This window comes from Streptosporangium sp. NPDC051023 (assembly GCF_040689595.1).
Taxonomy (GTDB): Bacteria; Actinomycetota; Actinomycetes; order Streptosporangiales; family Streptosporangiaceae; genus Streptosporangium.
Map to the genome: position 1 here is coordinate 38207 of NZ_JBFBCE010000018.1, position 12206 is coordinate 50412.

Genomic DNA, 12206 nt, shown 5'->3' on the forward strand with positions numbered 1-12206 from the left:
GATACCGATGCAGTTGTTCGTAGGTCCGTAGGCGCTTTCCGGCATGAACAGGATCGTGAGGGACATCACGCCTCCATGTGACTGGGAGTTATGCGGCTTGAAGAATGGTTCAATTCTTGCTCTAGCTAAAACGCCAAAAAACGGTCACTATGGACCCCGGTACAGAGCGGGGTCCTGAACGAGTGGGGGAATATGACGCGCAAGAGGCGGGCGGATCGGCGCCTCGATCTCATCGCTGCCGCACACCGGGCGATCATCCGGCACGGCACCGAGGGAGTGCACCTCAACCACGTCGCCGAGGAGGCCGGTCTGACCTCCGGCGCCGTGCTCTACCACTATCCCCAGCTCAGTGAGCTGCTGGTCGACGCCCACCACGCCGGAATGGAACGCTTCTACGAGCAGCGGCTCAAGCGGATCAGCGGCATGCGCGATCCCATCGAGAAGCTCGTCGTGACCATCCGCTCCGGACTGCCACACGGACCTGACGACCCGGAGGTGCGGCTGCTCAACGAGCTGGGCGGAGCCGCGCCCCGCAACAGGATGTACGCCCTGCTGCTCACCACGCTCTACGACCGCCAGGTCTCCATGTACCAGAGCATCCTGGAGACCGGAGCCGCCCTGGGAACCTTCACGCTGTCCGGCGACTCCCTCACCATCGCGCGCAACCTCGTCGCCCTCGAAGATGCGTACGGCTATCGCATAACGGCCCGCCACCCGGTGATCGGCCCGGATGAGGCGGCGGAGCTGATCCTGGCCTACGCCAGGACCGCCACGAACAACCCGCTCAAGACGTCTCATTGAGGGATCAGCACCCCGTCCTCGGCCGTCCAGGTGAGGGTCACCGAAGCCCCCACCTGGACCTGGGTCGCCCCCTGGGTGGCCACCAGGACCGGAACCGAGCGTCCGGTCACGAGGACCGAGACGTGTGAGACGCCACCGTAGAAGCTGACGTCGACGACCTTTCCCCGCAACGCCCGCACACCGTCCGGCTCGGCCTCCTCTGCGCCTCCGACCGGCCCCGTTTCCTCAACCAGCCCGGCCGCCTCGTCCAACCCGGCCGTCTCAAGCGGCTCGGCCGCCTCGTCCAGCCCGGCCCCTTCAGGCTCTTCCCCCGGCACCACGACCTCACCGTCGACCACAGCCGTGCCATGTGACACTGGACTGTTGTCATCCGGCGCCGCTGTTTGGCCGTCAGCGACCGCCTCAGCGCCCTCAGCGGCCTCCTGCGCCCGCCCCTCGGCCTCGCCGTCCCCAACGCCTTCTTCGCCCGCGATGACCTCATCGTCCGTGACGGTCACGTCGTCCAGTCCGATCCGCTCAGGCCGTACGGCCAGCAGCGCCAATGCCCCCTCGAGTAGGTCGGAAACCCCGGCAAGCACGCCGAGCCCCTCGCAAGAGAGTCCGCCCGCGCGCACCGTGCCCTCGAAGAGGTTGTTCGCCCCGACGAAACCGGCGACGAAGGACGTCGCCGGTCGCTCGTACAGCGCGACCGGCGCGTCCACCTGCTCGACCTTGCCCGCGCTGAAAACGGCGATCCGGTCCGCCAGCGACATGGCCTCCTCCTGGTCGTGGGTGACCACGACGAAGGTGATGCCCACCTCGTGCTGGAGCCGCTTGAGCTCGAGCTGCATCTCGGCGCGGACCTTCTTGTCCAGGGCGGACAGCGGTTCGTCGAGCAGCAGCAGGCGGGGCCGCTTCACGATCGCGCGGGCCAGCGCGACCCGCTGCCGCTGGCCTCCGGACAGCTGCTGCGGCCTGCGTTTCGCCATGGCGGTCAGGCCGACCTTCTCCAGGACGTCGGCGACGCGCTCGCGGATCTCGGACCTGGGCAGTCTCTCCCGCTCCAGGCCGTAGGCGACGTTCTTGGCCACGGTCATGTGCGGGAACAGCGCGTACGACTGGAACATGAGGTTGACCGGGCGGCGGTGCGCGGCCTGCCCGAGCAGGTCGTCGCCGTCGAGGGTGACGGTGCCCGCGTCGGGGGTCTCGAAGCCCGCCAGGATGCGCAGCAGGGTGGTCTTGCCGCAGCCACTCGGACCGAGCAACGCGAAGAACTCGCCCTGCCGGATCTCCAGGGAGACCTCCGACAGCGCCGTGACGTCGCCGAACCGGCGACTGACACCTGTGATCTGCAGCATTAGGACAGCGACTCCGTCAGTCGGGTCATCCGCTGGGCCACGATCACCACCGTGAAGCTCACGGCCAGCAACAGGGTCGCCAGCGCGTTGATCTCCGGGGTGACCCCGAAACGGACCATTGAGTAAATGACGATGGGCAGGGTCGGCGTGGTCGGCGCCGCGGTGAAGAAGGCGATCACGAACTCGTCGATGGAGAGCGTGAACGCCAGCAGCGCGCCCGCCGCGATACCCGGTGCGAGCTGGGGCAGCGTGATGCGCACGAACGTGGTGAACGGTGTCGCACCGAGATCCCTGGACGCCTCCTCCAGCGAGTCGTCCGCGTGGGTGAGCCGGGTGCGGACGACCGCCGTCACGAACGCCATGCCGAACACCGTGTGGGCCAGCAGCACCGAGTGCAGGCCGAGCGTCATCCTGATCGCCGAGTAGAACACCAGCAGGCCGATGGCCAGGACCAGGTCGGGCAGTACGGCGGGCAACACGCCCAGCGCGTCCAGCAGCCGTGACCTGGTGTGCCGGGCGAGCCCGACGGCCAGCAGGGTGCCGAGCACGGTGGCGAGCACCGTGGATCCCGCGGCCACGATCAGCGTGTTGACCAGGCCTTCTCGCACCATGGCGTTCCCGGCGAGCTTGCCGTACCACTTCAGGCTGAAGCCCGTGAAGGAGTAGGGCGACTTGCCGGAGTTGAACGACATGACGACGAGCACGACGATCGGCGTGTAAAGGAACACATAGGTCGCCCAGAACGGGACGTACAGCAGACGCGATCTACGCACGGCGGGCGCTCCATGCCTGCAGGAGCAACAGGACGATCAGCACGGCGAGCAGCGCCAGCGTGAGGGCGGCTCCGAACGGCCAGTCACGCGCCGTGAGGAACTGGTCCCTGATCAGGTTGCCCACCATGATCGAGCGCCCGCCGCCGAGCAGCTCGGGGACGACGAAGTTACCGAAACTCGGGACGAACACGAACATGCATCCGGCCACGACACCCGGCAGGGTCAGTGGCAGCGTCACCGAGAAGAACGTGCGGGCAGGCCTGGCACCGAGGTTGGCCGAGGCCTCCCCAAGCTGCGGGTCGAGCCTCTCGATCGCGGCGTACAGCGGGAGCACCATAAGCGGCAGGTAGGAGTAGACCAGCCCGGTGACGATGGTGCCCTGGTTGTACAGAAACTCGAAGGGGCCGAGGCCGAGCTTACCGAGGGCGCTGTTGACCAGGCCGGGACCGCTCAGCAGGACGATCCAGGCGTAGATGCGGACCAGGAGATTGGTCCAGAAGGGCAGCACGATCGCCACCAGCGCGATCGTCTTCCACTTCCGGGGAAGCCTGGCGATCAGGTACGCCGTCGGGTAACCGGCCAGCAGCGCGATCAACGTGGCGATCGTGGCGAGCTTCAGCGAGCTCAGCACGACGTCGAGATAGACCGGGTCGACGAGGCGGGTGAAGTTCTCCCCGCTCGCCTGATAGATGACTCCGCCGAAACGTCCCCGGTGGAAGAACGAGTAGCTGAGGACCAGCGCCAGCGGGACCAGAAGCAGGACGATCAGGTACGTCAGCCCCGGGCCGAGGAAGACCAGTCGTCCCAGCAGCCGCCCCGCCGGTAGACGCGACCGGCGCGACCGCGGCTTCGCGGGCGCGCCGGAGACGGCGGAGTCCGTCACTGCGCGGCCTTGACCTCGGTGGCGAGTCGGGTGTACTTGGCCGAGTCCTCGCCCAGGTCGATGATGGACTCACCGGCGAGCAGCTCCGAAGGAGACATCTGCAGCGGCGCGTTCTTCTGCTTGAGCTCCGCGGGCACCTTGTCCATGGCGGCCTTGTTCGGAACCTTGTAGAGGATGTTCAGCGCAGCCCAGCCGTGGATCTTCGGGTCCAGGATGAAGTTGATGAACGCGTGCGCGGCTTCCTTGTTCTTGGAGCTCTTCAGCACGACCATGGTGTCGACCCACAGGTCGCTGCCCTCCTTGGGCACCACGAACTTGATGTTCTTCTCCGAGGTGGGGCACCAGCCGTCCCACGCCTCGACCATCACGGCCTCGCCGCTCTTGAGGCGGTCCCCGAAGGTGACGTCGTCATAGCCGAGCAGGTACGGCTTGGCCGCGATCAGCTTCTCCTTGACCTTGGCCAGGTCCTCCTCGCTCTTGGTGTTGACCGACAGGCCGAGCGCCTTGACGGCGGGCAGTGCCAGCCAGCGCTCGGTGGTCATCATGGTGACCTTCTTCCTGGCGTCAACGGGCGGGGCGAGGAGGTCATTCCAGCTCGTCGGCGGCGTCTTCAGCAGGTCGGTGCGGTAGCAGATACCGGTGGTGCCCCAGGTGTAGGGAACCGAGAAGGTGTTGCCCGGGTCGTAGGCGAGCTCCTTGGCCTCGGGGTAGAGGTTGGCCAGGTTGGGGATGAGCTCGGGGTGGATCGGCTCGAGCAGGCCTGCCTCGTTGAGAGCCTGGGCGTACTGGCCGGAGACGAAGGCCACGTCGATGCCGCTGTCGGCGCCGGCGGTCAACTTGCCCATGATGATCTCGTTGGTGTCGTGCGTCGCCACCTTGACCTTGACCTTGAGCTTCTCCTCGACCCTCGCGGCCAGGTCCTCCGGGGTGTAGCCCGGCCAGACGGAGATGGTCAGGTTCTGCTTGGACAGGTTCGCGTTCGGGTTGAGCTGCTCGGCGGAGGCCGAGGGGGCGGCCTCGGGAACAACGGTGCCTGTGGTCCCTCCCCCGCAGGCCGAAACGGCTAGTGCGAGACCAGCCACCAGGGCGACAGCCGGAAGACGACGGGGGTACCGGGCACGGGACACGGCCGCTACTCCTTCAATATTCAGGGCAAGTGGTATAGACCGACCGTTACGGACACGGCAGACCAAAGCAGGAGTGTTGCAGCCAACCGTAACTTGGGCAAGACTTTGCGCGACATCACCCCTGGAAAGTTTGGTCCGCTTCTTGCAATCCAGTTCAATCTGGACTCGGCTGTCCCCCGTGCCACAGATCGGCGACGGGCGCACCGGCGAGCTGGTCGCCGCTCTGAGCAGCGATATCCCCGAGCCGTTCGCGGTCCGCCGCTTCCACCCGCTTCCTGGATCCGCCACCCCCGGCTTTTCAACAGAGGTTCAATTAGAGCCCCCGCCGTGGGCGTTTCAGGCCTCTGAGCGGGGGTTTGGGGTGGACCAGACCAACCGCTCGGTGATCGTCGGCGAGAGCGTGGTCGTCAAGTGGCTCACTCCGCCCGCCCCGCTCCCCCATCCGGCCCCTGACGTGTTCGCCCATCTCACGGAGGTCGGCTTCACCGCGACGGCCACGCCGTACGCGGCCGTCTCCCGCGCAGGCGACGGCGGCGAACTACTGCTCGCCCTGGTCACCGCCTATCTGCCGGACGCCAGGGACGGCTGGCAGTGGTGCGTTGACGAGGCCGCCTCCGGCGGCACGGCCTTCGCCACCGAGCTGGGCGTCCTGGCCGCCGACCTGCACGTGGCGCTGGCCACCCCGTCCTCCGTCTTCCCCGAGCCCGTACGGCACACGCGTGACTCGCGGGAGGCGAAGGACGGGTCCCGGGACGACTGGTCCGCCCGCGCGGAGGATGCGGTGCGCGAGGCGCTCGCCCTGACCGGCGGCAAGGCGGGGCAGTGGCTCTCGACCGTCGCGGACTCCCTTCGCGCCGGGCTCGCCCCGCTGGCCGTCGCGGGCACGACACCGCTCATCCGCATCCACGGCGACCTGCACGTGGGCCAGGTCCTGCGCTGGCGCGATGGTTACGCGGTGATCGACTTCGACGGGAACCCCACGGTCGCGGGTGCCGATCCCTTCCAGCCGGCCGCCCGTGACTTCGCCCAGCTCATCACCAGCCTGGAGCACGTCGGCCAGGTCGCCGTCAGGCGTCGCGGCGCCGATCCGCTCGCGATCGGCGAGTGGGCCGCCGCCGCCAGGGCCGCCCTCGAGACCGCCTACCGGACCCGGCTGGCGGAGCGCGGCCACGCGGCCCTGCTGGACCTCTCGCTGGTCCGCCCGTTCGAGATCGAACAGGAGTGCCGGGAGCTGATCTACGCCGCCCGGCACCTCCCCCGCTGGCGCTACGCCCCGCTGGGCGTCCTGCGTTCCTGGTACCGGTGACCGGCCGACGCCCGCACGAGCGGGAAAGCATCCCCACGAAGGAGAACCGGTGAACCCCGAGCTGTACCTCGCCGATCTGGAGGCCAAGCCCGCCGCGCTGGCCGAGCTGGCGGGTTTCCTGGACGGAGAGAATCCCTTCTGTGGGCTCCCCGCGCACGTCAGGCGGGTGGTCTTCCTAGGAATGGGCAGCTCCCGGTACGCCGCGGGAGCCGCCGCGCTGCGACTGCGGGCCGCGGGCGTCGACGCGGTCGCCGCGTACGCCTCGGCCACGCTCCTGCCCCCGGCGACCCCGGACACCCTGGTCGTCGCGATCTCCGCGACCGGCGGCAGCCGGGAGACCCTCGACGCGGTCGCCCGCTATCGCGGCCGGTCCTTCGTGCTGGCGATGACCAACAGGCCGGGGTCCGCGGTCACCGAGGGCGCCGACCTTGTGGTGCCGATGGTCGCGGGCGAGGAGCGCGGCGGCGTGTCCTGCCGGACCTTCCAGCACACCCTCGGCCTGCTCCTGGCCCTGCGGGACCGTCTCACCAACACGGAGACGGGTGTTCCCGCGCTGCTGCGCCGTACCGCGGAGGCAACCGGTGACCTACTCGAACGCAGGGACCGGTGGCTGGGGCGGGCGGTGGAGTTGCTCGAAGGGCCGCACGGTGTCTACACGGTCGCCCCCGCCGAGCGATTGTCCTCCGCGGAGCAGTCCGCGCTGATGTTCCGCGAGGGGCCCCGCAGGGCGGCCGACGCCTGCGAGACCGGTGACTGGTCCCACGTGGACGTCTACCTCACCAAGACCCTCGACTACCGCGCCCTCATGTTCCCCGGCTCCCGATACGACGACCAGGCCATGGACTGGATCCGGCAGCGCGGCTCGGTCGTCCTGGCCGTCGGCGGCGAGCTTCCGGGCGCCAGGGCCGCCGTCCGTTACCGTCACGACGACGACCCCGATGTCGCCCTGCTCACCGAGACCCTCGTGGCCGAGCTGATCGCCGCACGCTGGTGGCTGGCCCAGACGCAGGTCACAGGCGGTGCAGGCCACTGAGGACGCGTTCAAGGGTGGTGAGGTCAGGACCGCCCGCGCTGCTTCGCGGGTGGTGGACACGGACCAGGCCCTCCGACTCCATGTCGGAGATCAGGACACGGGCCACCCCGAGGGGGACGCCGAGGAGGGCAGAGATCTCGGCGACGGAGCGGACCTGGTGGCAGATCTCGCTGATGGCGCGGTACTCACGGACATAGGACAGGCCGAGCTGGGAGGACGTGGCCGAGGAGACCAGGGCCTCCATGGCGAGCCGGGTGGCGGGCGCCGTCCTCCCTCCGGTGACGGCATACAGTCTGACCAGCGAACTCTCCTCCTCCGGCGGCGGCTCGCCGTAGGGATCTGCGGGGTCGCCGAGATCGCCAAGGTCACTGCGGAGTTCGGCGGGGCCACCGTACGGCTCAGGACGCCCGCTGTGGAACATGGGACGTTCCGTGTGGAGCTCCGTGTGCTCGCCGTACGGCTTGGAACGCTCGCCCTGGAACACAGAACGCTCCGTGTGGAGCTCCGTGTGCTCGCCGTACGGCTTGGAACGCTCGCCATACGGTCTGGACCGCTCGCCGTACGGCTCAGGACGCCCGCCCTGGGACTCCGCGCGCTCGCCGCCGTATCCGTCTTCCCGCTCGTGGCCGCTCCGGCGTTCCCCTCGCACGGCTCAGTTCTCCTGCTTCGGAAGTTCGTTACGAGCTTTGCGGACACCCTCCTGGAAACTCGACATCCGGCTGCGTATCCGCTCGGCCGACCGAGGGGTCTGGGAGAACACCGCCCCGGCCGAGGAGCCCGACAGATCCGGTGGAAGGGTCACCGAACCGGGCACCAGGTTGGCCTTGGGAGTGCGTTTCGGCAGGCCGGAGGACGTCGTGCCACCGAGCGCCGGGTCGCTCGCCGCCCTGGCGGCCTGCCAGCCGCTGTCGGCCGGGGACGACCACGATCCGGGATCGGCGGAGGGCTCACCCGCCTCGGGCTGCCGATCCCGCCGCCCGGGCCCGGCGTACCGACCGGGTCTCTCGGCGAGACCACGCCCGCCGGGCCCTTCGATGGAGCCCGGAGCACCGGTGCGGAACCAGCCGGACTCGACCGAGGCGAAGATCGGCAGGAACTCCTCCGCGTCCAGCGCGGAGGCTCCGACCTCGGGCAACGGCCCGATGGCATCTGCCTCCCTCGAAGCAGGTCCCGTGGCGGGGGGGCGCCCGAGCACGGTCGGTGTGTCCTGCGCGACGGGCGCCGACATGACGGAGGCTCCGGGGAGCGGTACCTCGAACGACGCGGGCGCCATCCCCCAATCCTGTGACGACGCCGAGCCCGGTACGGCGTCCGGCCCCACGGAAAAGGAGGAAACGAACTCGGCGGGGAAGGAGGAGAAGGGGCCGCTGGGGAACGGGGAGGCAGGCTCCGTGGGCGGTGGGAACCCCGTGGACTGCGGAGATCCGATCGCCTTCTGCGCACCGTCCTGGGATGCGACCGAGGTCAGGAGGGCCTCGGGCAACAGGACCATGGCGGTCAGGCCGGGTTCCTGGGGACGGAGCTGGACGCGGACGCCGTGTTTGAGTGCGAGGCGGCCGACCACGAACAGGCCCATGCGACGAGCGGCCGAGGCGTCGGCGGCCTGTGGGTTCGCCAGACGCCAGTTCACCTGGGCGAGTTCGTCGGGCATCAGGCCGATGCCCTGGTCGGTCACCGAGACCATCACACCTCCGCCGTCGATCCGACTGCTGGAGACCACGACCCTGGTCTCCTTCGACGAGAAGGAGAGCGCGTTCTCCAGCAGCTCGGCAAGCAGGTGGACCACGTCGCTCACCGCGGGGCCGATGACGGCGACCTCGGACTGGACCCTGGTCACCACCCGGTCGTAGTTCTCCACCTCGGACAGCGAGGCCCGGACCACGTCCATCAGCTCGACGGGGTTTCTCCAGCGCCGCGCCACCTCCTGACCTGCGAGGACGAGGAGGTTCTCGCTGTTGCGGCGCATCCGGGTCGCGAGGTGGTCAAGCTTGAACAGGTCGGCGAGACGCCGGTCGTCGCGCTCGCCCCGTTCGAGCCGTTCGACCAGGGTGAGCTGACGCTCGACCAGGGTCTGGCTCCGTCGGGAGAGGTTGACGAACATCGCGTTGACCGTGGTGCGCAGTCTCGCCTCGTCACCCGCCAGCCGTACCGCCTCCCGGTGGACCTCGTCGAACGCCCGGGCGACCTCGCCGATCTCGTCGCGGGACAGGACGCCAATCGGGGCGATGTCCGCGACAACCTCTTCGTCGTGTGACTCGCGCACCTGCTGGACGTAGGCGGGCAGCCGGTCTCCCGCGACCAGCAGCGCCTCCCTCCTCAGCCGTCGCAGTGGCTTGACCAGCGAGCGCGCGACCCCGGTGGTGATCGCGAGCACGAGCAGCAGCAGGGCCGCGACCGCTCCGGCAATCAGCAGGGCGCGGTTCTGCTCGGCGTCGCCGAGCTGCTGGCTGCGGGTGACGATGGCCTGGGTGTGCCGCCGCTCAATCTCGCGCATCCGGTCGATCGTGACCGTCACCGCGTCATACCAGTCCTTCGCGTCGTCCTTCTTCGCCAGGTCGAGCCTCCTCAGCGAGGCCCCGGAGTCCGCGCGGAGCAGGACCAGCTCGCGGAGGAATTCGGCCCGGTCCGCAGTCCGGCCGTTGACGGTCTCGTCGAAGAGACGGCGCTCCTCACTTCCGGCATCCGTAGCAAAGTTCCGGCGCTCATTGCGCTCCTCGGAGATCGCGCCAAGGAAGTTCTCCATCTGCTCCTGCTCGAATCGGCCCGCGACCAGGACGACGGAGAGCAGCGCCCGCTGCAGCGAGACGGCCTCCTTCGCCCTGGCGAGCGCCCCGAGGGTCAGGGCCTGGCCGAACAGCAGGTCGTCGTCACTGCCCTTGCCCAGTTCGTCATGCAGGGAGAGCAGGTCGTCGATGACGAGGGAGTAGGCATCGATCGCCGCATCCGGCAGCAGCGAGGGCCCGAGTGCCTGTTCCCGCAGCGGGCCGAGGTCGTTCAGCCGGGCGAGCACGGTCTCGACCTCGTCTCTGGTCCTGCCGCTCACCACGGCCCTGAGCAGGGTGGCGCTGTCGCGGACGTGCGTCGCCGCGGTGTCGACCGCGCCCATCTGTCGCCGTACGGCCTGCGTCTCCCGTTGCGGACGCCCCAGGGCGATGTACCAGGAGGTCCGGTCGCGCTCCTGGGCTAGTTCGTGGGTGAGGGCTCCGATGTGGTCGGAGAGCCGGGCGAGGTCGTTGACCTTATGGTAGTCGGCGGCGGCGCGCAAAGAGGTGAAGACCTGGATCCCGCCGAGCAGCACCGCCGCCGCCGTGGGGACCAGGATGAGCGCGATAAGCCTGGAGCGCACCCGCCAGTTCCGCAGGCGAAAGCCGCTTCCCGCCCCCTGGATCTTATGTGTACTCACCGAACACTGCCTCTCGGTGGACGAATCACTGGCCGAATTTCCCATGGCTTCCGGCAATTCGAGCACATCTCAACCTGTGGGGCCAATCGAACACAGCTTCATAAATGTCTACTTACGGGGCGACAGAGGTGGGACTCCACCCCCTCGTTTCGGTCCCGGAACCATCGTTACGGACATCCTTATATATCCATTACGTTTTTCGGTGCCGTGTGACCGTTTACATCGTTCCACCACAACGAATAAGGACAGTGAGCCGAAAGTCGGGAGATGATCAAAAGGTCACATCATTGAGATTCACGATATTTCCCCCATATCTTGACTCAATACGTCTTAGCCCTACCAAATCCGAGCGTCCAGCTTTGGAGGAGACAGTGGCCCCATCCGGCGGTGCCGCGATCGAGGTGCGCGGGCTGTGGAAGATCTTCGGCCCCCGTGCCGAACGCGTCCTCCGCGGCCCCGACGCGCGGCTCGCCCCTGCCGCGCTCAGGGAACGGACCGGCTGCGTCGCGGCGGTCAGGGATGTCGGCTTCTCGGTACGGCCCGGCGAGGTGTTCGTCGTGATGGGCCTGTCGGGGAGTGGCAAGTCCACCCTGGTCCGCTGCCTGACCCGGCTGGTCGAGCCGACCGCGGGAGAGATCTCGATCGCGGGCCAAGACGTGCGCGCCGCCTCCTCCGCGCAGCTCAGGGACCTGCGACGGCACCGGGTCAGCATGGTCTTCCAGCACTTCGGCCTTCTGCCGCATCGAGGAGTCCTCGACAACGTCGCCTACGGTCTGGAGGTCCAGGGCGTCCCCAGGGCCAGACGGCACAGACGGGCCGGGGAGATCCTCTCCCTCGTCGGCCTGGACGGCTTCGCCGACGCCCGGCCCGACCAGCTCTCCGGCGGCATGCAACAACGGGTCGGCCTGGCCAGGGCGCTGGCCTGCGACCCCGAGGTCCTGCTGTTCGACGAGCCCTTCAGCGCGCTGGACCCGCTGATCCGCAGGGACATGCAGGCCGAGGTCATCCGCCTGCACCGCGAGGTCGGCAAGACCATGGTGTTCATCACCCACGACCTGTCGGAGGCGCTCAAGCTGGGCGAACGCGTCGCGATCATGCGGGCGGGCGCGATCGTCCAGCTCGGCACCGCCGAGGAACTGGTCGGTGCCCCCGTCGACGACTACGTGGCCGAGTTCGTCAGGGACGTGCCGAGGGGCGAGGTGCTCTCCCTGCGCTGGATCTGCCGCAGGCCCCGGGAGGGCGAACGCCTTGACGGTCCCGCCCTCCCCGCGGGGACCGTCATCCGTGACGCGGTGCCCACCGCCATGCGCTCGGCCCAGCCGATCATCGTCGTCGAAGACGGCAGGCCGATAGGCGTGATCGACCGGCTCGACATCCTGGCTGCGATGACCGGCGTCCCGGCGCGGGAACCGAGGGCGGAGAAGAACCACGCATGACCTCGCCGCCCACGCGGCCCGGATCCCCCCGGCCCGTCAAACCCCACCAGCCCCTCGGGTCTCCCACACCTCCCGGATTCCCTCCGCCCTCAGGATCCCTCACCTCC

The 12206-nt window shown here is 68.7% G+C and carries 10 protein-coding genes; 4 read left to right on the forward strand and 6 right to left on the reverse strand.

All coding sequences use genetic code 11. The features are described from left to right. Positions 1-192 precede the first annotated feature (192 nt). Complete coding sequence (locus AB0395_RS14380; RefSeq protein ID WP_366280659.1) at positions 193-801, forward strand: TetR family transcriptional regulator; 609 nt, start codon at positions 193-195, stop codon at positions 799-801. On the opposite strand, the gene AB0395_RS14385 is transcribed toward AB0395_RS14380, so the two are convergent. The 4 genes from AB0395_RS14385 to AB0395_RS14400 are packed head-to-tail and all read right to left on the reverse strand — an operon-like array spanning position 795 to position 4921. Further along, entirely contained in the window at positions 795-2138 is a 1344-nt protein-coding gene (locus AB0395_RS14385) for an ATP-binding cassette domain-containing protein (protein ID WP_366280661.1), read from the reverse strand. The genes AB0395_RS14380 and AB0395_RS14385 overlap by 7 nt on opposite strands. Next, positions 2138-2911 carry an ABC transporter permease gene (locus AB0395_RS14390; protein ID WP_366280663.1) on the reverse strand — a complete coding sequence of 258 codons (774 nt, stop codon included), beginning with the start codon at positions 2909-2911 and terminating at the stop codon, positions 2138-2140. The genes AB0395_RS14385 and AB0395_RS14390 overlap by 1 nt, the downstream gene beginning before the upstream one ends. Beyond that, positions 2904-3794, reverse strand: coding sequence for an ABC transporter permease (locus tag AB0395_RS14395; RefSeq protein WP_366280665.1), 891 nt, complete (start codon positions 3792-3794; stop codon positions 2904-2906). The genes AB0395_RS14390 and AB0395_RS14395 overlap by 8 nt, the downstream gene beginning before the upstream one ends. After that, positions 3791-4921, reverse strand: a complete 1131-nt coding sequence (locus AB0395_RS14400) for a spermidine/putrescine ABC transporter substrate-binding protein (RefSeq protein WP_366280667.1) — start codon at positions 4919-4921, stop codon at positions 3791-3793. The genes AB0395_RS14395 and AB0395_RS14400 overlap by 4 nt, the downstream gene beginning before the upstream one ends. Positions 4922-5282: 361 nt before the next feature. Between AB0395_RS14400 and AB0395_RS14405 the strand changes: the two genes are divergently transcribed. Then, positions 5283-6227: a hypothetical protein gene (locus AB0395_RS14405; protein WP_366280669.1), complete on the forward strand. Its 945-nt coding sequence runs from the start codon at positions 5283-5285 to the stop codon at positions 6225-6227. Between the two features lie 49 nt (positions 6228-6276). Beyond that, a complete protein-coding gene (locus AB0395_RS14410) occupies positions 6277-7260 on the forward strand; it encodes an SIS domain-containing protein (protein WP_366280671.1) in 984 nt (327 codons plus the stop codon). On the opposite strand, the gene AB0395_RS14415 is transcribed toward AB0395_RS14410, so the two are convergent. After that, entirely contained in the window at positions 7238-7561 is a 324-nt protein-coding gene (locus AB0395_RS14415; protein WP_366280800.1) for a DUF742 domain-containing protein, read from the reverse strand. The two genes, AB0395_RS14410 and AB0395_RS14415, sit on opposite strands and share 23 nt — an antisense overlap. Positions 7562-7912: 351 nt before the next feature. Then, positions 7913-10663 carry a nitrate- and nitrite sensing domain-containing protein gene (locus tag AB0395_RS14420; protein ID WP_366280672.1) on the reverse strand — a complete coding sequence of 917 codons (2751 nt, stop codon included), beginning with the start codon at positions 10661-10663 and terminating at the stop codon, positions 7913-7915. Positions 10664-11022: 359 nt separating this feature from the next. On the opposite strand from AB0395_RS14420, the gene AB0395_RS14425 reads away from it, so the two are divergent. After that, positions 11023-12099 (forward strand): glycine betaine/L-proline ABC transporter ATP-binding protein, encoded by a 1077-nt coding sequence (locus AB0395_RS14425; RefSeq protein ID WP_366280674.1) that lies wholly within the window; start codon positions 11023-11025, stop codon positions 12097-12099. The last annotated feature ends 107 nt before the right edge of the window (positions 12100-12206 follow it).